Annotated in this window: 24 protein-coding genes; 4 read left to right on the forward strand and 20 right to left on the reverse strand. The window is 64.8% G+C overall.

The window, feature by feature from the left end; all coding sequences use genetic code 11:
• Positions 1-532: 532 nt before the first annotated feature.
• From AC4D2Q_RS13915 to AC4D2Q_RS13955, 9 genes are all read right to left on the reverse strand, one after another.
• Entirely contained in the window at positions 533-1795 is a 1263-nt protein-coding gene (locus tag AC4D2Q_RS13915) for an acyl-CoA dehydrogenase family protein (protein ID WP_490947132.1), read from the reverse strand.
• Entirely contained in the window at positions 1782-2648 is an 867-nt protein-coding gene (locus AC4D2Q_RS13920) for a 3-hydroxyacyl-CoA dehydrogenase family protein (protein ID WP_490947133.1), read from the reverse strand. Before AC4D2Q_RS13920 ends, AC4D2Q_RS13915 begins: the two co-directional genes overlap by 14 nt.
• 44 nt (positions 2649-2692) lie before the next feature.
• Positions 2693-3469, reverse strand: a complete 777-nt coding sequence (locus AC4D2Q_RS13925; protein ID WP_490947134.1) for an enoyl-CoA hydratase/isomerase family protein — start codon at positions 3467-3469, stop codon at positions 2693-2695.
• Positions 3470-3478: 9 nt separating this feature from the next.
• Positions 3479-4636, reverse strand: coding sequence for an acyl-CoA dehydrogenase family protein (locus AC4D2Q_RS13930; protein ID WP_490947371.1), 1158 nt, complete (start codon positions 4634-4636; stop codon positions 3479-3481).
• Positions 4637-4692: 56 nt separating this feature from the next.
• Entirely contained in the window at positions 4693-6396 is a 1704-nt protein-coding gene (locus AC4D2Q_RS13935) for an AMP-binding protein (protein WP_490947135.1), read from the reverse strand.
• A gap of 85 nt (positions 6397-6481) precedes the next feature.
• A complete protein-coding gene (locus AC4D2Q_RS13940) occupies positions 6482-7228 on the reverse strand; it encodes an SDR family NAD(P)-dependent oxidoreductase (RefSeq protein ID WP_490947136.1) in 747 nt (248 codons plus the stop codon).
• 76 nt (positions 7229-7304) lie between these two features.
• Complete coding sequence (locus AC4D2Q_RS13945; protein WP_490947137.1) at positions 7305-8450, reverse strand: acyl-CoA dehydrogenase family protein; 1146 nt, start codon at positions 8448-8450, stop codon at positions 7305-7307.
• A gap of 77 nt (positions 8451-8527) precedes the next feature.
• Complete coding sequence (locus tag AC4D2Q_RS13950) at positions 8528-9325, reverse strand: enoyl-CoA hydratase-related protein (RefSeq protein WP_490947138.1); 798 nt, start codon at positions 9323-9325, stop codon at positions 8528-8530.
• Between the two features lie 48 nt (positions 9326-9373).
• Positions 9374-10048 (reverse strand): TetR/AcrR family transcriptional regulator, encoded by a 675-nt coding sequence (locus tag AC4D2Q_RS13955; RefSeq protein WP_490947139.1) that lies wholly within the window; start codon positions 10046-10048, stop codon positions 9374-9376.
• Between the two features lie 305 nt (positions 10049-10353).
• On the opposite strand from AC4D2Q_RS13955, the gene AC4D2Q_RS13960 reads away from it, so the two are divergent.
• Positions 10354-11562: a globin domain-containing protein gene (locus AC4D2Q_RS13960; RefSeq protein ID WP_490947140.1), complete on the forward strand. Its 1209-nt coding sequence runs from the start codon at positions 10354-10356 to the stop codon at positions 11560-11562.
• A 9-nt stretch (positions 11563-11571) separates the two neighbouring features.
• On the opposite strand, the gene AC4D2Q_RS13965 is transcribed toward AC4D2Q_RS13960, so the two are convergent.
• Entirely contained in the window at positions 11572-11937 is a 366-nt protein-coding gene (locus AC4D2Q_RS13965; RefSeq protein WP_490947141.1) for a VOC family protein, read from the reverse strand.
• A gap of 45 nt (positions 11938-11982) precedes the next feature.
• Here AC4D2Q_RS13965 and AC4D2Q_RS13970 point away from each other — a divergent pair, with 45 nt between their 5' ends.
• A complete protein-coding gene (locus tag AC4D2Q_RS13970) occupies positions 11983-12261 on the forward strand; it encodes a hypothetical protein (protein WP_490947142.1) in 279 nt (92 codons plus the stop codon).
• A 79-nt stretch (positions 12262-12340) separates the two neighbouring features.
• On the opposite strand, the gene AC4D2Q_RS13975 is transcribed toward AC4D2Q_RS13970, so the two are convergent.
• From AC4D2Q_RS13975 to AC4D2Q_RS14020, 10 genes are all read right to left on the reverse strand, one after another.
• Positions 12341-12802: a MarR family winged helix-turn-helix transcriptional regulator gene (locus AC4D2Q_RS13975; protein WP_490947143.1), complete on the reverse strand. Its 462-nt coding sequence runs from the start codon at positions 12800-12802 to the stop codon at positions 12341-12343.
• A complete protein-coding gene (locus tag AC4D2Q_RS13980) occupies positions 12799-14544 on the reverse strand; it encodes an MDR family MFS transporter (protein ID WP_490947144.1) in 1746 nt (581 codons plus the stop codon). Before AC4D2Q_RS13980 ends, AC4D2Q_RS13975 begins: the two co-directional genes overlap by 4 nt.
• Positions 14545-14687: 143 nt before the next feature.
• On the reverse strand, positions 14688-15515 hold the full coding sequence (locus tag AC4D2Q_RS13985) for a triose-phosphate isomerase family protein (protein ID WP_490947145.1): 828 nt from the start codon (positions 15513-15515) through the stop codon (positions 14688-14690).
• A gap of 4 nt (positions 15516-15519) precedes the next feature.
• The gene (locus tag AC4D2Q_RS13990) at positions 15520-16872 is read right to left on the reverse strand and encodes an MFS transporter (RefSeq protein WP_490947146.1); all 1353 of its coding nucleotides are present in this window, start codon (positions 16870-16872) and stop codon (positions 15520-15522) included.
• 133 nt (positions 16873-17005) lie between these two features.
• Positions 17006-17131: a hypothetical protein gene (locus AC4D2Q_RS13995; protein WP_490947147.1), complete on the reverse strand. Its 126-nt coding sequence runs from the start codon at positions 17129-17131 to the stop codon at positions 17006-17008.
• A gap of 11 nt (positions 17132-17142) precedes the next feature.
• Positions 17143-17910: an SDR family NAD(P)-dependent oxidoreductase gene (locus AC4D2Q_RS14000; protein ID WP_490947148.1), complete on the reverse strand. Its 768-nt coding sequence runs from the start codon at positions 17908-17910 to the stop codon at positions 17143-17145.
• 11 nt (positions 17911-17921) lie between these two features.
• Positions 17922-18866 (reverse strand): 3-hydroxyacyl-CoA dehydrogenase family protein, encoded by a 945-nt coding sequence (locus tag AC4D2Q_RS14005; RefSeq protein WP_490925994.1) that lies wholly within the window; start codon positions 18864-18866, stop codon positions 17922-17924.
• A 56-nt stretch (positions 18867-18922) separates the two neighbouring features.
• Positions 18923-19411, reverse strand: a complete 489-nt coding sequence (locus AC4D2Q_RS14010; RefSeq protein ID WP_490947149.1) for a ribose-5-phosphate isomerase — start codon at positions 19409-19411, stop codon at positions 18923-18925.
• Positions 19408-21183, reverse strand: coding sequence for a dihydroxyacetone kinase family protein (locus AC4D2Q_RS14015; protein WP_490947150.1), 1776 nt, complete (start codon positions 21181-21183; stop codon positions 19408-19410). The genes AC4D2Q_RS14010 and AC4D2Q_RS14015 overlap by 4 nt, the downstream gene beginning before the upstream one ends.
• Before the next feature lie 47 nt (positions 21184-21230).
• Positions 21231-22223, reverse strand: coding sequence for a sugar phosphate isomerase/epimerase family protein (locus tag AC4D2Q_RS14020; RefSeq protein ID WP_490947151.1), 993 nt, complete (start codon positions 22221-22223; stop codon positions 21231-21233).
• A gap of 146 nt (positions 22224-22369) precedes the next feature.
• On the opposite strand from AC4D2Q_RS14020, the gene AC4D2Q_RS14025 reads away from it, so the two are divergent.
• Together AC4D2Q_RS14025 and AC4D2Q_RS14030 are read left to right on the forward strand one after the other, a co-directional pair.
• Complete coding sequence (locus tag AC4D2Q_RS14025) at positions 22370-23086, forward strand: GntR family transcriptional regulator (RefSeq protein ID WP_490947152.1); 717 nt, start codon at positions 22370-22372, stop codon at positions 23084-23086.
• A 154-nt stretch (positions 23087-23240) separates the two neighbouring features.
• On the forward strand, positions 23241-23813 hold the full coding sequence (locus tag AC4D2Q_RS14030; protein ID WP_490925168.1) for a CarD family transcriptional regulator: 573 nt from the start codon (positions 23241-23243) through the stop codon (positions 23811-23813).
• Positions 23814-23948 lie beyond the last annotated feature (135 nt).

A 23948-nucleotide genomic window follows, 5' to 3' on the forward strand; every position in this document is an offset into this window, starting at 1 on the left:
GGTCATCGTTGACCCGCCAGCAACCATTCGAACATGGCCAGGCGCGTCCAGGCCGCTTTGTGAGCTGCTGACATCGGCGCCCGGCAACGGCGTATGGACCTGCAGACGAATCCTCACCCAAGTCACCGGAAACACTTCGCTTGGCGCCGCCAATATGGTTACGCCGGAACCGCCTAGAACACCCGCTGATCGGGAACCACCATCTGGGGCCAGCGTCTGAGCCGCCTCGGAAACAAGAAACTCAGCCGGATCCTGCTCCTGTCGGCCTTGGCTGTGCGGGGTCATTCGCCGCCCAAGAATCTGGTTACCCGCGCCCGCGAACAACCGTGAGACCATCGTGGATGACCGGGAATCCGAGGCTGTTGGATGAAGTCCGTGAAATGAAACTACTAAGCCTTCGAAGCTTCATCCGGCTTGCCCGGACATACAAGCAGTTGGTTCCGGTCGATGCTTTCGCGCTGGACCCGCCTCCTGCTTTCGGCCTTTGACTTCTCTCGGTTGACCCCGACTGCGGCAGACTATCGTCCGCTAGCTAGCTGAACGCGGAAATGCCGGTCACGGCACGTCCAATCAACAGCGACTGCACCGAGTCAGTGCCCTCGTAGGTGTGCACCACTTCCATGTCCGTCAGGTGCCGAGCGACGTGGAAATCCAACAGCAGCCCGTTGCCGCCGAGAATGTCCCTCGCCTCTGAGCAGATCCACCGGGCCTTTTGGGCGCTGTGCATTTTGGCGATGGATGCCTGGGTTCCGGTCCACCGCCCGGTCTCCTGCAGTTCAGCCATGCGCACACACATGAGCTGGATGGCGGTGAGCTCGGCAAGCATGTTTGCCAGCTTGTTCTGCACCAGCTGAAAACCTGCAATGGACCGGCCGAACTGGGTGCGGACACCGGCGTAGGTCAGCGCCGCTTCATAGCCGGCAATGGCGTGGCCCAGGCTCTCCCAGGAGGCACCGCCCCGGGTGGAGGCCAGGACACGGGACGCGTCGCGGAATGATTCAGCTCCGGGCAGCCGGTTATCCTCGGGTATCCGCAGGTTGGCCAGCCGGATGTCCGGCTGCAGGATGGCGCGCTTGCCGATCTTGCCGGTGATCACCTCGGCGCTGTACCCAGCCGGATAGGTGCCGTCGCCGTTCTTTTCCATCACGAAGGCCTTGACCTTGGCATCGGCCTCGTCCCGTGCCCAAATGATGACGACGTCGGCAAAGCTGGCGTTGCCGATCCACCGTTTGCGGCCGTTCAGGATCCAGTGTCCGCCCTCGCGCCGGGCAGTGGTCTCCAGCTGGGCGGAGTCGGAGCCGTGTTCCGGCTCGGTCAGGGCGAAGGCGCCGATCAGTTCCAGGGCTGCCATCCGGGGCAGCCAGCGCTGCTTCTGCTCCTCACTGCCGAGCATGTTCACAGTGCCCATGGACAGGTTGGACTGCACGCCGATGAAGGTGTTCATGGAACCGTCCCCGCGGGACATTTCCATGGTGGCCAGGCCGGCGGCCAGCCGGCTCATGCCCGGGCAGCCGTAACCGTCAATCGTGGAGCCGATGATGCCCAGGGCCGCGAGGTCCGGCAGCAGGGCGTGCGGAAATTCGGCCCGTTCCCAGTAGCCGTTGATCACCGGCAAGACCTTGTCGTTGACGAAGCCGCGCACCTTGGCCTGGACGGCACTGTCCTGTTCACCAAGGCCCTCCAGCAGCAGGAAGGGATCGGTGTCCCGCGCCTGGGTCAGGCCCGCGGCCAGAGCTGCGGTGTAGTCATCGGTGTAGTCGTCGGTTCTGGTGTCCGCATTCTCAGCGAGCGTCATAGGAGTACCATCCCTGTCCGGTTTTGCGGCCGAAGCTGCCCTGGTCATAGAGGTCTTTGAGCAGCGGGTGAGGCAGGTCCGCCGGGTCGCCCGTCTGGTCGTACGTGGCCTGGCGGATCAGATAGCTGACATCGAGGCCCACAAGGTCCATCAGTTCGAACGGTCCCATGGGGTGGTTCAGCGCGGTTTTCGCCGCGGTGTCGATGTCGCGGAAGTCGGCAACACCGTCCGCGTACAGGCGCAGGGCCTCGTCGCGCAGGGCCCCCATCAGCCGGTTGGCAACAAAGCCGGGGATCTCGCGGTTAATCAGCACCGGTGACTTCCCCAGCGACCGGGCCAGTTCCAGGGCAGTGTCCACGGTTTCCTGGGAAGTCTGGGGATGGCGCACCACTTCCACGCACTTCATCACCAGCGCCGGATTGAAGAAGTGCATGTTGCAGACCTTCTCCGGACGGCCGGTGGAGGAAGCGACGGCAGAGGACCCGAGCGTGGAGGAGTTGGTGGCCAGAATGGCGTGCGCCGGAGCCGCGGCGTCCAGGGCTGCGAAGATGCTGCGTTTGATGTCCAGCCTCTCGGTGGCAGCTTCAATGACGAAGTCAGCGTCGACCGCGGCGTCGGGCAGCGAGGAGGTAAATTCCAAACGGCCCAGTGCGGTGTCGGCTTCTTCCCGGGACAGGGATCCCTTGGCCACCTTGGCCTGCATCCGTGCGGTGAGCTGGCCTTGTGCCTGTGCCAGCATGTCCGTGCTGACATCCTGGACGGCGGTCCGGTAGCCGGCGGCTGCGGCAACCATGGCGATCTGGGACCCCATGGCTCCGGCGCCGATGACCAGGATCTTGTGGATGGTGCCCATCTGTTCTCCTATCGGGGTGTGCGCGGATGCGGCGTGCACCGGGCTCACTGTCCCTGGAATTCGGCCGGGCGCTTTTCAATGAAGGCCCGGGCGCCTTCGCGCTTGTCGGCGGTGGTGTAGAGCAGGGACTGGGCCAGGCGTTCAATGACCAGTCCGGTGCGCTGGTCGGTTTCGGCGCCGGTCTTGATGACCAGTTTGGCCAGCCGGACCGCCAGCGGGCCCTTGGCCATGATCTGCTCGGCGAGCGTGCGGGCGGCGTCCAGCAGTCCGGCGTCGGGGACGACGTCGGTGACCAGGCCGATCTCCCTGGCCTCCGTGGCGCCGAAGATGCGCCCGGTGAGGATCAGTTCCACGGCGCGGCCCTTGCCCACCAGGCGGGTCAGGCGCTGCGTGCCGCCGGCGCCGGGCAGTACTCCGAGGGTGGTTTCGGGCAGCCCGAACCGGGCGCTTTCGGCGGCGATGCGGATGTCGCAGGACATTGCCAGTTCGTTGCCGCCGCCCAGCGCGAAGCCGTTGACCGCGGCGATGGTGGGCAACTCGTAATCCTCGACGTAGTCATACAGCCGCTGCATGTCGGACGCGAGCCCGTCGGCGAGGGTGTAGTCGACCAACTGGGTGATGTCGGCGCCGGCGATGAAGGCCTTCTCCCCTGCCCCGGTAAAGACCACAGCGCCCACGTCATCCCGGACGGCAAAGTCCTCCAGCGCGGCCCGGATTTCCCGCAGCACGGTTTTGCTCAGTGCGTTGCGGGCTTCGGGGCGGTTGACGGTGATGGTGCCCAGCCGGTTGCTGACCTCGGCGAGGATGGTGGTGTATTCCATGTCCGCCCCTTACCGGAACGCCGGCGAGCCGGTGATGTGCTGGCCCAGGATCAGGGTGTGCACCTCGTCGGTGCCTTCGTAGGTGCGTACGGATTCCAGGTTGTTGGCGTGCCGCAGGGGTGAGTAGTCCAGGGTGATGCCGTTGCCGCCCAGGATGGTGCGGGCCTCCCGGCAGATGGCGATTGCTTCGCGGCAGTTGTTGAGCTTGCCCACGGAGATCTGCACCGGCTGCAGGGTGCCGGCGTCCTTCATCCGTCCGGTGTGGATGGCCAGCAGGGTGCCCTTCTGGATTTCCAGCAGCATGTTGACCAGTTTTTCCTGGGTCAGCTGGTATGCCGCCAGGGGCTTGTCGAACTGCATGCGCTGCAGGGAGTACTTCAGTGCTTCCTCATAGCTGTCGCGGGCCGCGCCCATGGATCCCCAGATGATGCCGTAGCGGGCCTCGTTCAGGCAGGAGAACGGGCCGCGCAGGCCCTTGGCTCCCGGGAGCCGGGCGCTTTCCGGGAGCCGGACATCCTCGAAGGTGAGGTCGCACTGGATGGAGGCGCGCATGGACAGTTTCGGCTCGATCGGCACCGCGGTGAACCCGGGAGTGTTGGTGGGAACCAGGAAGCCGCGAACACCCTCGTCGGTGGCTGCCCAGATCACGGCAATCTGGGCGATGGAGGCCAGCCCGATCCAGCGCTTGGCGCCGTTCAGGACCCAGCCGTCGCCGTCGCGCACTGCCGTGGTCTGCATGCTGGACGGATCCGAGCCGGCGGTGGGCTCGGTCAGCCCGAAGCAGCCGATGATTTCGCCCTTCGCCATCCCCGGCAGGTACGTGTTTTTCTGCTCCTCGGACCCCCACTTGTGGATGGCGCTCATCGCCAGGGATCCCTGGACGGAGACGAACGTGCGCAGCCCGGAATCACCGGCTTCCAGTTCCATCGCGGCGATGCCGTATTCCACCGCGCTGCGGCCGGGACAGCCGTAGCCCTGCAGGTGCATGCCCAGCAGGCCCAGCTCCCCCATTTCGCGGGCGATCTCCACCGGGAAGTGGGCGTCCTCGTACCAGGCCTTGATGTTGGGCTTGATCCGGTCTCGGACGAAACCGCGGACGTTATCGCGCAGCTGAAGTTCCTGCGCGGTCAGCAGTCCGTCCAGGTTGAGCACATCGGAAGCGGCCAGCGGATCGGGGGCTTCGCTTGCGGCCGGGTTGGCGTTGGGTGCGGAATTTACGGCGCTCACAGGGTTTCTCCTACAGGGGCGGGGGTTGGCTGGACGGCAGCAGGAGCTGCCTCGGCAACCGCAGCAGCAAAGCGCTCCCGCAGCTGGAACTTCTGAATCTTGCCGCTGGGGGTCCGGGGGAAGTCCGGCACGACTTCCACCCGCTCGGGCCAGTAGGGCTTGGCCACGCCCTTGGCCGCGAGGAACGCCTGGATTTCGGCCAGCGTCAGGGAGGTTTCCCCCTCCTTCAGCACAAACGCGGCGCAGGCGGTTTCCTGCAGCCTGGCGTGGGGAATGGAAACCAGGGCGACGGCGTCGACCTTGGGGTGTTCGTAGAGGGCGTTTTCCACGTAGGCCACCGGTATGTTCTCGCCGCCGCGGATGATGACGTCCTTGGTCCGGCCGGCAATGCGCAGGTACCCCTCCGCATCCAGGGTGGCGAGATCGCCGGTGTCGAACCAGTCGCCCTCGAACTCCGAGCGGGTCTGGTCGAGGCGCCCGGCATAGCCCTGGAACAGGAACGGTCCCTTGACCTGCAGGCGCCCCTCATCCCCGGGCGCGGCCTCGGACCCGTCGAGGTCCAGGACCCGGACCTGCATTCCGGTCAGCGCACGCCCGTCGCTGTTAATAATCTTGTCCTGCGGGTCGGAGGGATGACCCATCGTCACCAGACAGCATTCGGTCTGTCCCCAGCCGCCGAAGACACTCAGCTGCGGCAGCCGCTGCTTCGCCCCGGCAATCATGGACCGCGGAATCGGCGCACCCATGCAGCAGAACCGCGCCAGGGAGGAGGTGTCATGGGCGGCGAGGTTCTTCGCTTCCAGCAGGTCATGAAGGAACGGTGTGGCGCCGGAGGTGTGCTGGATGCCGTGTTGTTCCACCAGCTCCACGAACTCCTCCGCGTTCCAGACATCCTGCAGGATCACCGTGGCGCCCAGCTGCAGCGGCAGGGACACCCCATAGAGGTAACCGGTGAGGTGGGCAAAGGTGGAAGCCATGTGGATGACGGCGTCGCGGTCCATCCCGAGCTTGTCCGGCCAGGGCAGGCTGCCCGCCACCAGGGTGTTGTGGGTGTGCATGACACCCTTGGGCTCGCCGGTGGTGCCCGAGGTGAAGATCATGACGGCCAGGGAATTGGGGTCCGGACGCAGTGCCTCCAGCCCGGCGGGGTCGCGCCGCTCCTCCCACGGGGTGTCCATGAACGTTTCCCAGGAGAGGAATCCGTCGTCGTTGCCGGAGGCAGGATCCGCGCCGACCACCAGCACTTGCTCCAGGGCGGGCAGCTCCGGGGCCAGCCGCCGCACCATCGCCGGGTAGTCGAATTTGCGGAACTGCTGCGGCACCACGAGCAGCTTGGAGCCGGCCCGCTTCATCATGTACCCGACCTCCCGGTCGCGGTAAATGGCGATCAGCGGATTGGTGACGGCACCGATGCGCACCGCTGCCAGATGGATGACCAGCCATTCGTGCCAGTTGGGCAGCTGGACGGAAATAACGTCGCCGGGGGCGATGCCCAGTTCCAGCAGCCCCAGCGCACAGCGTTGGACCTTATCGCCGAGCTCGGCGTAGGTAATGCTTCCCCGGGGGTCAACGGTGGAGACCTTGGCGGGGGTGGCGGCGACTGCGTCGTCCAAATAGTCGGTGAGGGTTTTGTTCCGCCACAGGCCCTGGGCGGTGTAGGCATCGATAGTGTCCTGGGTCAGGAGCATGTCGAAGGTCATCTGGGTGGTTCCTTAGCTCATCGTTGAGGGAGGTGGAGCCTGGGTTAGCGGGGTGGAGCCCGGGTTGGGGCGGGGTAGTGCCGTTTCAGCTCATGGTGAGGCCGCCGCTGACGGACAGCGTCTGGCCGGTGATGTAGGAAGCCTCATCGGAGGCGAAGAAGACGACGGCGGCGGCGAGGTCGGAGGGCTGCGCCAGCCGGCGCATGGGAATGGCCCGTTCCAGTGCCTGGCGCAGTTTGGGGTTTTCCTCGCTGATGCCGGCGAAGAGAGGGGTGTCTGCCGGGCCGGGGCAGACGCAGTTGACGTTCACGTTGCTGCGGGCCATTTCGCGGGCCAGGGTCTTGGAGAGGGCAACGACGCCGCCCTTGGCCGCGGAGTACACCGCTTCGCCGGAGGAACCGACGCGGCCGGCATCGGAGCCGATGTTGATGACCGATCCCGAGCCCTGTGCGGCCATGACCTTCAAAACGGCCTGGCTGCAGTGCAGGGTGCCGTAGAGGTTGATGGCAATGACGCGGTCCCAGTCGCTGATTTTGCTGTCCAGGAACGGTTCCACTTTGTCCCAGCCGGCGTTGTTGACCAGGATGTCGATCCGTCCGAACTCCCGGGTGACGGCTTCGACCATTTCATCCACCGATTCGCGGGAAGTGACGTCCACCCGCAGGCCGACGGAGTTGTTGCCCAGTGCCGCGGCCGTTTCCTTGGCACTGTCAGCGTTGATGTCGCTGACGACTACGGTGGCGCCCTCGGCCGCCAGCTGTTCGGCGATGGCCCGGCCGATCCCGCTTCCGGCTCCGGTGACAACGGCAATCTTCGAGTTCAGTTTTCCCATGGTGTGCTTCCTTGCAATCGTGGAATGGTTTGGCCGTGCGGCTGAGGCTGCGGTGCGGATCAGGGTGCGGTGCGGATCAGGGTGCGAACTCGCGGCCGACGGCCTGGCGGGCAATGATCATCTTCATGATCTGCGCGGTCCCGTCGCCGATCTGCAGGCCCAGGACGTCTCGCAGCCGCTGTTCGATCGGCCGGTCGGTTTTGTAGCCGAACTGGCCGTGCAGCAGCAGGCAGTCCTTGACGACGTCGAACGCCACCTTGGGTGCCCACCATTTGCACATGGCCGCCTGCGAGGTGTGCGGCAGGCCCTGGTCCTTGAGCCAGAGCGTCTGATAGCAGAGCAGCTGGGCCGCAGCGATCAGGGTCTCGGACTCCGCCAGCGGGAAGGAGACGCCCTGGAACTTGCTCAGCGGCTGGTCGAAGGCCTGGCGGTGGGAGACGTACTCCCAGGTTTCATCCACCGTCACCTTGGCGACGGCCAGGCACTGCAGGCCGATCAGGGCGCGGCTGAAGTCGAAGCCCTTCATGACCTGGGTGAAGCCCTGGCCTTCCTCGCCGAGCAGGTGGTTTTCCGGAATCCATGTGTCCTTGAAATGTCCGGCGCCGCGGCCGACGGCGGTGGTTCCCATGTCCTCGAAGCGCTCGCGGGTGACGCCGTCGGCATCCAGCGGAACGATAAAGGCGCTGATTCCCCGGCCGCGGCCGCTCTCCGGATCCGTCTTGGCGAAGACCACCACGGCGTCGGCGGACTGGTTGAAGGACATCGACTTGGTGCCGTTGAGCACCCAGCCGCCGTCCCGGCGCTGCGCGGTCAGGCGCGGCATTCCGGCGTCGGAACCGGCCTCCGGCTCAGACAGCCCGATCGCCACGATCGATTCGCCGCTGCAGATGCGCGGCACCCATTCGGCGGCGATTTCGGGGCGGGCGTTCTGGGCCAGGATCTGGCCCACCAGGGAACCCACCACCTGGACGTAGGAGACGTTGAAGTCTCCGCGGGCAATCTGCTCCACGATCAGCCCGGAGGTCAGCCGGTCCAGTCCGCGGCCGCCCAGCTCCACGGGAAGCTCGGGGGCGATCAGGCCCAGCGAACCCATTTCCCGGCGCAGGTCGGCCGAAACGAAGCCGTCCTTTTCACGCTGTTTGTAGTCGGGGGCTATTTTCTCCGCGTAGCGGGCGGCCGAAGCCTGATACTCCAGCTGCTGGTCGGTTAGTGAAAAATCCATGGTGACGTCCTTGTCGATCCGGGTACTGACTGTGGGGGCCGGGTGTCGCCGCCGGGCGTGCCGGGCGGGCGGGCGGGCTAGTGCGAGAGGACGTGCCGGTTGAAGTCGGGCTTGCGCTTCTCGGCGAACGCGGCGGCGCCCTCCTGGCCCTCCGGGGAGGCGGTGAACAGGTCCAGGGCGGTCATGGCCATGTTGCTCAGACCCGCTTGGTGGTCGGTGTCCGCGTTGAAGGACTGCTTGAGGAAGCGCAGCGCCGTCGGGCTCTTCTCGGCAATGTCGGCAGCCCAGGCCTTGGCCTCGTCCAGCAGCTGGTCGGCGGGGACCACGGCGTTGACCAGTCCCCAGCGTTCGGCCGTGGCGGCGTCGTACTGGCGGCACAGGAACCACATCTCCCGGGCGCGCTTTTCGCCGACCACGCGGGCCAGATAGGCGGAACCGAAGCCGGCGTCGAAGGAGCCCACGCGCGGTCCGGCCTGGCCGAAGGTGGCGTTGTCGGCGGCAATCGAGAGGTCGCACAGCACATGCAGGACGTGTCCGCCGCCGATGGCGACGCCGTTGACGGCCGCGATGACGGGCTTGGGGATGTCGCGGATGACCTTGTGCAGGTAGCCGATCTCAAACATGCCGGATTCGGTGGGGCCGTAGTCCCCGGTTTCGGCCCGCTGCTTGACGTCGCCGCCGGTGCAGAAGGCCTTCTGGCCGGCGCCGGTGAGGATGACGGCCTGCACGTCGCGGTCCGCCCAGGCCGTTTTGAAGGCCTTGATCAGTTCCTCGACCGTCTGGCCGCGGAAGGCGTTGTAACGGTGCGGGCGGTTGATCGTGATGACGGCCGTGGCGGCATCCACTTCGTAGGTGATGTCTTCAAACTGCTGCATGTTGGTACCTTTCAACGGAGCTGAGGGGGGGGTGGGAGGGACTGACGGTTAGGAGGGGTCAAGCAGGTGGGCGTACTCGCTCCGGTATTCCGGGGCGACGACGGCGCTGAGCGCCAGCGCGGTCTGCTTGCGGACATAGGCGGAGAAGGTGAGGGAGCGTTCGAAGTACCAGTGCTTCAGCGCCCAGGAGTGGGCCAGCAGCAGCAGGTTGTAGGCGAAGAGGTCGACGTCGGTGGGGACGAACCGGCCCGCGTCCACGGCGTCCTGCACGGCCAGGCGAAGCGGCCCGGAGGTTTCAATCTCCAGGTCCTTGATTCGGCGCCGGCCTTCCTCGCCCAGGGTTTTGGACTCCCGGTAGGACAGCACTGCGGCATGCCGGTGCTCGTCAATCACCGAGCAATAGGCGGCAAAGGCAGCGGCGACACGTGCAACCGGGTCCTCTCCGGCGGCCTGCAATGCCTGCGGGACCTCCGCGGCGAAGGCGTCCAGGACCTGCACGATGACGGCCAGGAGCAGGTCCTGCTTGTTGTCGAAGTACCGGTAGATGAGCCCCACGCTGACCGAGGCTTCCTCAGCCAGCGCCTGCATGGAGACCGCGTGGGAGCCGTCGCGTTCCATAAGCCGGGCGGCGGCCGCCAGCAGCTGCTGCTCACGCACGTTGGTGCGCGCGGCACGGGCTGCTGCGCCGGGATCTCCGGGTGTCACGGAAAGCTGGGGAGCCATGAATCAGTCCTTCGAAACTAAGTGAGCGTACCGGGCCCTGCCTGAGCAGGACCGGTACGGATGAGTCCTGTGGACAAGCTGTCCGAAAAGAATGAACAAACATTCCTCAAAAATGAATATCGGTTCATTTCGATTGAGACTATGTTCATATCCGGCCGGCGTCAAGGGGTACGGCCCGCTGTTTTCTCTCGCTTCCGGATAACACCCCCTGGCGCACCCAGCCCGCCGGGAGTCTTTTCTACAGAACGTAGAAATGGGTCTACTGTGGGATGCATCGCCGTTCTCCCCGCTACGAAAGAGACCTCATGCTTTCCGATACATCCCGCCCCGTCATTGAAGCCACGCTGCCCGTGGTCGGGCAGAACATTGGCGAGATTGCCAAGCGCTTCTACGCTCACATGTTTGCGGACCGCCCTGAGCTGATGGACGGGCTGTTCAACCGCGGCAACCAGGCCGACGGCCGGCAGCAGCAGGCCCTTGCCGGTTCCGTGGCGGCGTTTGCGAGCCACCTGGTCAATACGCCCGACGAGCTGCCGGACCGCATGCTCTCGCGCATTGCCCACAAGCACGTCTCCCTTGGTTTGGCCCCGGACCAGTACCAGACAGTCCATGACCACCTGATGTGGGCCATCGTGGATGTCCTCGGCGACGCCGTGACCGCGGAGGTCGCTGCAGCCTGGGATGAGGTGTACTGGCTGATGGCCAATGTGCTGATCAACTCCGAACGGACCATGTATGACGCCCTGGGCCTGGGCCCGGATACGGTCTGGCGGAACTGGCGCGTGGCGCAGAAAATCTCGGAAACCGAGGACGTGGTGACCTTTGTGGTGGAACCTCTCGATGAGGGGCCGGTAGCTCCGTCACTGCCGGGCCACTACATCACGGTGAAGGTCCTGCTGCCGGACGGTGTCCACCAGCCGCGCCAGTACAGCCTCACCCGCGCCGACGACGGCCGGCACCGCCAGTTCTCCGTCAAGCGCGTCCACGGCGGAGCCACCCCGGACGGAGAGGTTTCAAACCTGCTGCACACAGCAGTGCAGGTGGGCGACGAGCTCGTGCTTTCATCGCCGGCCGGCGACGTGGTGCTGGCCGAAAACGACCGCCCGGTGGTGTTCGCCAGCGCCGGCATCGGCATCACCCCGATGGCCGGCATGCTCTCGCACCTGGTCCAGTCAGGCTCTCCCCGGCCGGTGCGGCTGCTGCACGCCGACCGCTCCGCTGACACCTTCGCCCTGCGCACCCAGGTCCGCGACGACCTCGCCAAGCTGGCTGACGCTTCCATGCTGACCTGGTTTACCGCGCCCGGCGTGCCCACGCAGTCAGTGGACGGGGATCTGGTGGGACGCATGGACGTCAGCACCATCGACCTGCCGGCGGACGCCCAGTATTACCTGTGCGGGCCCCTGGTCTTTATGCAGTCCGTCCGCAGCGCACTCATTGCCCGCGGAGTTCCCGCCCGCGATATCCAGTACGAGGTCTTCGGCCCCGACCTCTGGCTCGCCGACTTCCAGTAAATCCGGGCGTCAGCCCTGGCACAGGCAGAACGGGTGTCCGGCCGGATCCAAAAAGACCCGGAAGCTTGTGCCGCGCTGGTGCGGATGTTTGGTGGCACCGAGCTGCAGCACTGCTGACTCGGCCTCATCCAAGTCATCAACATCCACGTCGATGTGCATCTGCTGCGGAATGTCCTGCTCCGGCCAGACCGGAGGCGAGTAATTTTCCACCTGCTGGAAACTGAAGCGCTGGCCGGTGGCATCGGTGATCTCGGCCCAGCCGGCGTAGTCCTGATGCAGGCTCACCTTCCAGTCAAGAAGGGCGCCGTAGAAGGTGGCAAGGGCGACGGCGTCGGGGCAGTCGATGACGGTGTTGGGATAGCGAGCGATAGCCATGGCAGGAACCATAGGGCGGCGGGTGAAGTCTGGCAAGATGGAGCCATGAAGAATTCCCGCGCCGACACCGCTGCCGAAGAAGGATTTTTCCCCTGGCCCCGTGAGATACCGGCCGAGTGGATCCTCCGCCTGCATCCATTGATCCTGATGGTGTCCGCGCTGGTCCTCTACCACCAGTTTGCTCCCCTGCCTGACGGCCCCCTGGGGTTCGTCAGCGAGTTCTTTGTGCTGAGCACTGCGTTTTCCATGCTCTCGGCCCGGAGCCGGAAGAGGACGCAGAAGGCCTCCGGCCCGGCGGACAGCGGCCCGGCAGGCGTGGCCTAGAAAAGCGGATACCAGACAGGCGCAAAACAAAAACAAGCCGGACCCCGAGGGGTCCGGCTTGTTTTTTTGCGAAGTGCGGTTAGACCGCGTCCGCCAGATCGTTTCGCGGGCCCAAACGGGCCAGGTACCCGGCAAAGTCGCGGAGTTCTTCCGCCGACCAGGAGTTCAGCACATCGCGGTCCAGCATGACTCCGGTTTGCACCGCCGCCACACGTTCATCAGCGGCAGCTGTCAGAACCAGCAGACGTGCACGCCCGTCCCGGGGATCGGGCAGCACCTCAATGAGGCCCAGTTCTTCCAGCTGGCGCGATTGCCGGCTGATGACGCTCTTGTCCACCATCAGGTGTTCCGCCACCGCTCCGGAGTGCAGCGAACCCATCCGCTTGAGCAGCTGCAATACCTTCAGTCCGAACATGGACAGAGCCGGGTCGATGCCTTTGGCGGCGTCGCGCATGCTGGCGCGCACGCTTTCAGCCAGCAGACGGATATTCTCTTCCACCTCCCGCAGGGCTGCGGCCCGGCTCGTATCCTGTGGTGTCACTTGGAGCTGGTTTCCTCTTGGGCAATCCCGACCGGAGAGATCGGATCCACCAGGGCCACGGCCCCGGTGGCTGCTTCGGCCAGGGCAAGCTCCGCGGGGGAAACATCGGCACGGTGCCGGGGCCCCTTCCGGGGAGCAGCGTCTGCCTCAGGCGCAGCGGCAGCGGTTGCCGCAGCGGGGATTTGCGTAGCCGCGGATGTTTCCGCGGAGGCCTTCGTGGCCGCAGCACTCTTCAGCTGCACGGCATTCTGCTGCCCCAGCTTGGCGTTGGGAAGGAAGATAACGGCAATGAGGGTGATGACGGCCAGCGGCACGCTGTACAGGAAGACGGAACCGACGCCCACGCCGTAGGCGCTCTCCACCAGGACGGCAATGGCGTCCGGCAGCTGCGAGACCTTGGGGATGGTTCCGCTGCCCAGGGCGGCGGCAGCCGCAGCCTGATCGGCCGGAGCCAGCGCGGTGATGCCGTCCTTGATCTGCGAGGAAACGATCGTACCCAGCACGGAGCCGAGCACGGAGACGCCGACGGTACCGCCGAGGCTGCGGAAGAAGGTGACGGCGCTGGTGGCGACGCCAAGGTTCTTCACCTCAATCGAGTTCTGGACCACGAGGACCAGGTTCTGCATGAGCATGCCGAGGCCGGCGCCGAGAACGGCCATGTAGATGCCCACCAGGACCAGGTTGGTGTCATACGCCAGGGTGCTCAGCAGCAGGGTTCCCGCAACGGTCAGGACGCCGCCGGAAATCATGATGGCCTTCCACTTGCCGGTGCGGCTGATGATCGTACCGAACAAAGTGGAGGCAATCAGCAGACCGGCCATCATGGGGATGGTCAGCAGACCGGACTGGGTGGGCGTGGCGCCGCGGGCGAGCTGCATGTACTGGGCCAGGAACACGGAGGTTCCGAACATGGACACTCCCACGGAGATGCTGGCCACCACGGCGAGCGTGAACGTGCGGTTCTTGAACATGGAGAGCGGAATGATCGGTTCCGGGGACTTGAACTCCACCAGGACGGCGGCGGCCAGAAGGACGACGGAACCGGCGACCATCAGGAAGGAAGCCAGGGACATCCAGCCGAACTGGCTGCCTGCCAGTGTTACCCAGATCATCAGCAGCGAAACGCCGCCGGCGATCAGGACAGCACCCAAGTAGTCAATGTGGACCTTGCGCTTGGCGTGCTTGGGCAGGTGCAGAGTGAGCTGCAGCAGGATAATCGCGGCAACGGCCACGGGCAGGGCAATAAAGAAGTTCCAGCGCCAGCCGAAGGCATCGGTGACGACGCCGCCCAGAAGCGGTCCGCCGACAGTTCCCACGGCCATGACGGCACCGAAGAGACCGGCGTACTTGCCCCGGTCACGCGGGCTGATGATGTCCGCCATGATGATCTGGCTCAGGGCGGCCAGGCCGCCGGCGCCCAGGCCCTGGAGCACGCGGAAGGTGATCAGCGTGTTGGTGTCCTGCGAGAAACCGGCCAGTGCCGAACCCAGCACAAAGATTCCGAGCGCGAGCTGGATGAGCAGCTTGCGGTTGAAGAGGTCTGCAAACTTGCCCCACAGCGGAGTGGAAACGGTGGTTGCCAGAAGCGTTCCCGTGACCACCCAGGTGTAGGCGGACTGGTTACCGTCCAGATCGGAGATGATCAGCGGCAGCGAAGTGGAAACCACGGTGCCGGCAAGGATCGAGACAAACATGCCAAGCAGCAGGCCGGACAGGGATTCCAGCACCTGCTTGTGCGTCATGCTGCCGTCCGGCGAGGCGGTCCGTTGAGGCGCCTTGGCTTTGGAATCCTTTTTGGACGTTGCGATTGGGGGACGTTCTTCGGGGGACATCGGGCTCCTGCTAGTAGTTGATTGATATCAACTATATAAGTGATTGCCCTTAGTCAACTAATTTTGTGGTGAGGGACACTTGGCAGTCCGGACTCTGCCGTGCCCAGCGCTTCATCCAGTACGGTTCCAAAGTTCTCGGCGCGGTGGGCAAAGCGTCCCAGGAACAAGCCGTCCACGCCCACCAGCTGCGGCAACAGCCCCGGCTTGGCCGACCCTCCGTAGATGAGCGAAGTGTGTTCGACACCGGCGCCGGCCAAACGCTGCCGGAGCAGTGCCGCCACAGCGGAAACATGCTGTGCCGCGGCGGGTTCGGCTGCGCCGATGGCCCACACCGGTTCGTAGGCAATAAGGACCCTGGAGGCCAGGGCCCAGTTGTTCCCCACGGCGGAGGAAATCTGCCCAAAGAGGTCCTGCGCGGCTTCGCCTGCATCACTTTGGCGCTCCTCCCCCACGCACAGCAGCGGAACGACGCCGGCGCCGTCGGCCGCCCGAACCTTGCGGGCAATCATGGCGGCGTCTTCGCCAAAGTGCTTCCGCCGTTCGGCGTGCCCGATTTCGACAAACCGGACGTTCAGCTCAGCCAGCATTTCCGGTGACACTTCTCCGGTCCAGGCCCCGGCCGACCAGCCGCAGTTCTGCGCGCCGAGCACAGCCGGTGAACCGGCCAGGATCTCGGCGGCAGCGGGGAGCACGGGGAAGGAAGGAATGACAAAAGGGACCACCCGCCCGGCGCACAGTGCCGGGCGGGCGTCTATTTCTTCGCGCACTTCCTTCAGCCACCGCAGGCTCTCCCTGTAGCCCAGATACATCTTGGTGCTGACGCCCACATATTGAACGTTGCCGGCGGCACCACCGGCATCCGCAGCGGCAGCGGAGGGCATGTCCTTACTTCCGGGGAAGCAGGTCATCGGCCTTGGTATGGAATTTCTTGGTGGCAAACATCATGACTGCACCGAGGAATGGCAGGACGCCGAGTGCGTAGACACCCATCGTGCCCGTGTCCGAGGCCGCCCATTCGTTGACCGAGGTGCGCAGGATCGGAGCCACGAAGCCGCCGAGGTTTCCCAGCGAGTTGATGAGGCCGATTCCGGCGGCCGCGGCGGTTCCGGTCAGGAAGGCCGTGGGGTAGGACCAGGCGATGGGGCCGATGGCCAGGAAGCTGCAGACCGCAAGCGTGATGAACAGGATGCCCAGCACCGGCTGCTGGTTTGCACCCGCCCAGGCCGAGCCGAAGATGCACAGCCCGGTGGAGAGGAACAACCCGGTGCCCCAGACACGGCGGCGGACAATCGTGTTGGCGGCGCGGCCGATCAGGAAGCACGCGAAGATGCCAAAGAACCACGGAATGGCAGTCAGCAGGCCCACGGCAAGGCCAACCTTTTGTCCCGTCAGCTGCGCCACCTGTTGGGGCAGGTAGAAAGTGACGCCGTAGACGGCAATCTGGAGGCAGAAATAAATGACCGTGAAATACCAGACGCGGCCGTTCTTCATGGCAGCGACGACGCCGCGGGGTCCGGCTTCTTCTTTGACGGTGTCCTCAAGCGCCATGACCTCCAGGAGAGCCTTCTTCTCTTCGCTCTCAAGGAACTTGGCATCCTGCGGGCTGTTGATCAGGAACATGAACGCCGCGATGCCGGCCAGGATGGCAAGCGAGCCTTCCACGAAGAACATGACCTGCCAGCCCTCGACGCCGGGCATCCGGTCGCCGATGTTAAGCAGCCAGCCGGAGAGCGGTGCACCCAGCATCTGCGAGAAAGGCTGGGCCAGGTAGAAGATGGCGAACATTTTGACGCGGACCTTGTTCGGAAACCATGCCGCAAGGAACATGATGACGCCGGGGAAAAGTCCGGCCTCCGTCACACCGAGCAGGAACCGGAGCACAATGAACGAGGTTTCCCCCTGCACAAAGGCAAAGGAGGCCGAGACGATCCCCCAGGTGATGGCGATGCGCGCCAGCCACACCTTTGCGCCGAACTTGGTTAGCAGCAGGTTGCTGGGAATCTCGAACAGGGCGTAGCCGATGAAGAAGATCCCTGCGCCCAGGGCGTAGGCGCCGGCCGTGATGCCGCGGTCCACTTCAAGGGCCGCCTCGGCGAAGCCCACGTTGGTCCGGTCCAAGAAAGCCACGACGTACAGGATGACGAGCATCGGCATGAGCCGGAAGGAGGACTTTCGGATCGCGGATTTGAGCACGGGCGAATCCAAGAGCTTTTGTGTTGAGGTGCTGGCGGCAGACAAGTGAACTCCTCATTGAGTAGGACAGCCGGGCAAACTGCTGCATGCGGGTGATGCGGTGAGTGAGTGAGTGAGTGAGTGAGTGAGTGCGTGCGTGAATGAGTGAGTGGGGTGCGTGGTGCGAAATGCAGGCGTCTTAGCGCGGGTAAGTCATGAGCAGGATCCCCAGCAGACAGGCGACGACGCCTACGGCCAGGTAGATCTTCCGGGACCGGGTCCAGGAGCGGATCCCGGTCCCGCCCGGTGTTGGGTGTTGGGGCATGGGCGTCCTTCCTAGTGCATGTAGAGTCCGCCGTCCACATTCAGCGTTTGGCCGGAGATGTAACCGGCATCCTCGCTGATGAGGAAGGCGATGGCTGCGGCGATGTCGCGCGGAGAACCGATGCGGTTCACCACGAGGTCCCGGGTGAGTTCTTCCTTGCGTTCCGCACTGAGCGTTCCGCCCATGATGTCCGTATCGATGGGTCCCGGGGAGATGGCGTTGACCGTGATGTTGAATTCGCCCAGCTCCCGGGCGGTGGCCCGGGTCAGACCGATCACTCCGGCCTTGGCCACCGAGTAGGGCGTTTTGGAGAAGGTTCCTCCCCCGCGCTGGGCGGAGACCGAGGAAATGTTCACAATGCGCCCCACGCCGTCCCGGGCCATGGACTCGGCTGTGCGCCGGGTGGCGTAATGGACTCCGTTCAGATTGATGCCCAGCACGCGGTCCCATTCGGCGGTATCCAGCTCAAGGTAGGGAACGGGTGAGCTGACACCGGCAACATTGGCCAGCGCCACAATCTGCGGAAGGGCAGCTTCCAGCTCATCAATGGCGGCGCGGACGGAGGTCTCGTCCGAAACATCCGCACCCGCGCCTGCGGCCTGGACCCCGTAGGAGGCCGCAATGTCCTTGGCCGTTGCCCGGCACCGTGCATCATCCAGGTCAATGATGCCGACATTCCAGCCCTGCGCGGCCAGATAGTTGATGGTCGCGCGTCCAATGCCCCGCTCGGAGACGGCACCGGTAACAATGGCAGTTCGTTCCAGGGGAAACGCGGTCACGGGATTCTCCTCTAGCTGATGGGTGCGGGACCCAGGTCGTCGAGCAGTTTTTGCATGGCCACGTACGCCTTGTTGCGGTAGGCAATCAGCTCGGGTGTCCGTTCCGCCGGCACGTTGAGGAATCCTGCACCGGTCTTTGTTCCCAGCTTTCCTGCCTCCACAAGATCGCTGAGGATTTTGGGGGTGGCGAAGCGCTCGGGGAATTCCTTTTGGAGCGATTTGTAACAGAAGTTGTACACGTCCAGTCCGGCCATGTCAGCTATGGCAAAGGGCCCAAAGAAGGGCAGGCGGAACCCGAACGTGGTGCGCACGAGGGTGTCGACGTCGTCGGGCGAGGCAATTCCCTGTTCCACCAGCTGCGCGGCTTCATGGAACAGCGCGTACTGGAGCCTGTTCAGGACAAACCCGGTGACATCCTTGACCACTGCGGTCTGCTTGTTGGCGGCGTGGACCAGGTTCCGGACTGTTGCCACGGTGGCGGCGGAGGTGCCGGCGTGCGGAATGATCTCGACGCCGGGAATGAACGGTGACGGGTTGGAGAAGTGCACTCCGAGGAAGCGTTCGGGATTGATCACCGGCTCAGAGAGCTCGGCAATGGAGATGGTTGACGTGTTCGAGCCGATGATGGCGTCCGGGCGTGCAGCTGCGCTGATGCGGGCAAGGGTCTCATGCTTTATCGAGAGAACTTCCGGCACGGCCTCCTCGATGAAGTCGGCAGCTGCCACGGCGTCCTCGATGGTGCTGGCCGCCCAGAGATTCTGTTTCAGGATTTCAGTGGCACCGTCCGGGAAAAGACCGTCCGCCACAAACTGGTCCGATTCCGCCAGCAGCCGCTCGTAGCTGGCCTGTGCAACTGCCGCGGAGACATCCGCCAGGGCCACGCGGGCCCCGCCAAGGGCCAGGACCTGGGCGATGCCGCCTCCCATGTAGCCGGAACCGACCACTGCGATTTCCAGGGCGGCCGACGGCGGACGGGTTGCCGACGCTTCGGCGTCGCGGTTTTCGGAGGTGCTCACGGCTGTGCTGCTTTCGTTGGTTCGGATTCGTAAGAGCTGATCTCGTCGACCTTGGCGGCCGAGGAGGAACTTTCGTCAAAGCTGTACTGCAGCCACTCCCCCACGAGCTTTTTGGCCAGTTCCTGTCCAATGACCCGCTGCCCCAGGGTCAGCACCTGGGCATTGTTGCTCAGAACGGAACGCTCCACGGAGTAGCTGTCGTGGGCGGTGACGGCGCGGATGCCGGGGACCTTGTTGGCTGATATGGCCATGCCCAGGCCTGTGCCGCAGATCAGCAGCGCCCGGTCCGCCTCTCCGGCGGCAACCATGCGTGCGGCTTCCACGGCCACGTGCGGGTATGCCGTGGAACCGCTGTCCTGCACCCCGATATCCAGTACCGAGGCCACATTGGCGTTTGATTCAAGCAGCGACTTCAGGGCTTCCTTGTACTCAAAGCCGGCAGAGTCGTTGCCGATGACGATGCGCCACTTTGCCGTGTCGCTCATGAGTCAGCTCCTTTTCCGGCTGTTGCAGCCGGTTCGCGGTTAGCCGTTCCGGAATCCCGGAGCGACGCAATGCAGTTGGCGAGCGCCTCGGTGATGAGGGCGAAGGACACGGCGCCGGGATCCGGATGACCGATGCTTTTTTCGGCCAGCGGGCGGGCCCGTCCTTTGAGGGGGCGGAGCTCTGCTGTCTTCGCTGCAGCCTGGGAAGCGGCAGCCGCGGCCGAGACCAGGGCCGCGTCCAGGGTGCTTCCGTCCGCCAGCCCGCTCCGGAGGGCATCCCGAAACGGCAGCATGGCGTCCACCATGGTCTTGTCACCGGGATCTGCCTTGCCCAGGGTGCTGACGGCGTCGGTGAAGGCGTCCGCGGCTGCAATCGCATCCTCCCTGCCGTAGGAGTTCCGGTTGCCCAGGGCCACGCCCGCGGCGTTCAGGCCGGCGCCCCACAGTGCCCCTGAGGTTCCTCCGCCGCGTTCGCTCCAGGCCTCGCCCGCGGCCAAGAGGGCGTGCTCCACCGAGCTGCCTTCCGCGGCCTTCTGCTCGGCGGCGGTAACTGCCGCCTCGACGCCGCGCCGCATGCCGATGCCGTGGTCGCCGTCGCCCGCCACCGCGTCGAGGCTGCCCAGTTCCTCCTCATGTTCCGCGACGGTGTCCCGGATCCGCGCCAGCACGGCGGCAGCGCCGCGGCTCAGTTCCGCGGCCGCGGGAGTTCCCGCCTCTTGTATCTCCACCGCCTGCACCGCATCCCCGGCGACGTCGGTGCGCCGCGCGTGGGCGTTGATGTTTCCTTTGCGGAAGGCAGGAGTGTTCGCTGGGGACGCCCAGAGCTGTTCCAGTTCATCGTCAAGCCACAGCAGGGTCAGGGACAGCCCGGACATGTCCAGGCTGGTGACGAGCTCTCCGCATTCAGGCTCCACCACGGTGAGCCCGGCAGCGGTCAGCAGGCGTTCCATCTTTCCGAACAGCAGGAAGAGCTCCTCATACTTGACCGTGCCCAGGCCGTTGAGGATGGCCACCACCCGGTCGGCACCCTCGACGGGCCGGTCCGCCAGAAGACGGCTGACCAAAAGCTCTGCCAGTTCGGATGCCGTGGGCATGGCGTGCTCGGAAATCCCGGGCTCCCCGTGAATGCCCAGGCCCAGCGACATCTGCCCGGCGGGAACGTGGAACAGGGGGTCAGCGGCGCCGGGCAGGGTGCAGCCGTCAAAGGCCACGCCCAGGGACCGGGTCCGGTGGTTGGCTTTGACGGCCAGGCGTTCCACCTCGGCCAGGCTCATGCCTGCTTCGGCCGCGGCTCCGGCAATTTTAAACACCGCCAGATCGCCGGCGATGCCCCGGCGCTGGGCAAGCTGGTCTTCCGAGGCGCTGGCGATGTCGTCCGTCACGGTGACGGTCCGCGTCTCGATGCCTTCGGCATTCAGACGCTGCTGGGCCTGGTCAAAGTGCAGCACGTCGCCGGCGTAGTTGCCGTAGCTGAACAGGACCCCGCCGCCGGCGCTTGCAGCTTTGGCCACGCGGTACACCTGTCCGGCGGAGGGGGAAGCAAACATGTTGCCGCAGGCCGAACCGGTTGCCAGCCCGGGCCCCACCAGCCCGGCAAAGGCGGGGTAATGGCCTGAGCCGCCGCCTATGACCACGGCAACCTGCCCGTCCGGCACTTCGGTGGCACGGACAACGCCGCCGTCCACCCGGGCAACGTAATTGCGGTGGGCGGCGACAAAGCCGTCCAGGGCCTCTTCAGCGAAATCCGCTGGATTGTCAAAAAGTTTGGTCATGGCTCCTCATCGAGTCTGAGCGGGATTAGGCGGGAGGGGTGGGCGGCTCAGGCGGGCAGGGCAGGCTGCTGCCGCCCCTGGGCCACGCGGCTGCGGCCAAGGGCATAGCCCTCCGTCTTCGGCAGGACCTGGCGCCGCAGGTAGTCCTGGTTGGACGCTGTCACTGACAGGCCGTCTCCGCCGTAGTGTTCGGTGCAGATAATGCCCTGGTACCCCGCGGCAATGGCCATCTTGAATGCCTCGCGGTAGTTGATGAGTCCACTTTCCATTGGTGCGGGCATGGCGACAAAGCTGTTCCGGGCAACATCCTCATCACGGATGTAGTTCTTTACGTGCCAGTAGTTGGCGTACGGCAGCGTTTGAGCCAGTACGTACTTCCAGTCCTCGATGGGCCGGTGGAGGCGGATGAGGTTTCCGACGTCCGGGTTGAGCCCGACGTTGGCGAGGCCGATTTCCTCAACCAGGCGGACGGAGGAATCCGCCGTTCCGAGATAGGTGTCCTCATACATTTCAAGTGACATGAGGATGCCTGCCTCCGCAGCGTGCCTGCCCAACTCGCGGAGCCGCGAGACGGCGCTGTCCCATGCTTCCTGATCATTGGAGGGGTCCTTGTGGCCTTCCACCGTCCAAAACCACAGCTGTTCCTGCTGCTTGGGGGTCAGGGCCTGGTGAAGGCCGAAGGAAACCACCTCGCATCCCAGTTCCGCGGCGGCATCAAGGGTCCGGTGGCTGTAGCTGAGGTTGGACTGCCAGTTGGCCTCGTCCAGCACGCTGCGGCGGATGGCCGAAATAACGGGTATGCCGATCCCGACGTCGTCGGCCGTCTGTTTGAATTCGGCAAGCCGGCTTGAGCTGAGATCCCCCGGCCGGACCCAGCTGTCCGTCAGGTCCGCGTTCGCGAAACCGGCGTCTTTCACCTCGCTCAGGACGTCCGCCCAAGTGGAAGCGTCGGCGTCGTTGATGTCTCTTCCCTCGGCATCGGTGCCCGGAAATTGAAGCAGTGCTGCCGTAATCGGCCAGTTCTCGGCGGTGTAGACCACGCTGTCCCCCTGTACGGAATCATGTTTCCTATATGATTCGCCGGGGAGAGATTGTTGTCAAGATCACATAGAAACTGTTTTTGGAAGGCCTGCAGCGAATTTTGGCGGGGTAATTCTGAGTCGGGGAGGTCCTATAGGATTTTTCCATGACACGCCTCACCTCCAGAGCCCCTGAAGCATCGGCGGAGCAACCCGTCAGCCGCCAGGTCCTGGCCGATCACGTCTATGAAGCCCTCGTGGAACGCCTCATGGACGGCAGGCTCCAGCCCGGTGCAGCGGTGAGCATTGACGGGACCGCAAGGGACATGGAGGTTTCGCCGACTCCGGTGCGTGAGGCCCTCGCCCGGCTGGAACACACAGGCATGGTCCGCCGGGTTGCGCTGAAGGGATACCGGGTAGCTCCTGCTTTTACGCCGGACGACTTTGCACAGCTCATGGAGGCCCGGCTGGTGATTGAGCCGGCAAACGCACGCCTCGCGTGCAACCGTCTGACGCCGGAAACCCTCGCCGAGATCGAACGGTCCATTGAAGACCTGAAAAGTGCCCCGCGCGGCCCGTCATTCACTGAATTCCGCGACTATCTGGATGCCGATCAGCGGTTGCACCAACTCATTGCGGGCCAGGCGGGCAACCAGTTTCTGCTGGCCGCCTACAACGCACTGGGCGGGCAGCTGCAGCGGTTTCAGCTTTTCTCCGGAGTCGGGATCACTGACGCCGACTTCGCAATTGCTGAACACCAGGCGATCCTTGATGCCCTGCGCGCCGGTGATCCGGATGGGGCCGCAGAAGCGATGGCGGAACATATCCGCGAGGTTAAAGCACGGACCCTTGCCGACGCGGCCGCAGCCGACGGAATCCACTGATCCCGGGCTCCGCAGCGCCGGAGGTCTCGGCACAGGCGGTCGCGGGACGGTAAACTAAAAACCGTGCCAGGCTCGCGGATGCAGGCGGTTCCAACCCTCGGTTCTGTCGGTGCCCGTGCTTTCAGGACCATTCACCGCCGCTACCGGTGAACCGATGAAACAACCGTCCCGGAAAGCAGTGAACATCCGGGGCGTTGAGCCGGCCTTCTGCTTCTGCCGGAGGTTTCAATTGCCATTTTCCAAGGGTCAGATCCTAGTCCATCCCCATCACGGCCCGGCCGTGGTGAGCTCCTTCCAAACCCATCCCCGCCTGCACAAGGACTGCATTGTCCTTGAGATACAGTCCTCTCATCTGCTGGTCTGGGTTCCGCTGGACCAAGTGAAACATGTGGGCCTCCGTCCTGTTCTGGACCAGGCCGGACTCGATGCCCTGTTCTCCGTTCTCCGGGCGCCGGCGGACGAAGAGGACACGCAGTGGTCCCGGCGGTTCAAGGACAATACCGAACGGCTGGGCACCGGGGACCCCATGGTGCTGGCCGCCGTCGTCCGCAACCTGATGCTGCGCAGCAACTCCCACGGACTCTCACAGGCCGAAAGGGAAATGCTCCGGCATGCCCGCCGACCGCTGTTGACCGAAGTTTCGCTGGCGCTGGGAATTTCAGAGCTCGAGGCGTCCGGCATGATCGACTCCGTGTGGAACGCTGTCTCCGAACCGGAAGCATCCTGAGAATTCCGGTTAGGTGTGCCGGCGGCGTATCCATTGCGTCGCCGGTTGCCGCCGGGCCCCGGCGCCACGATTGCCGATAAAAGAGAGCAAGGTCACACTTCACAATGAACCGGAGCAGAACTCCTGCTGGTTTAC

Source organism: Arthrobacter sp. TJ-178 (genome assembly GCF_058269275.1).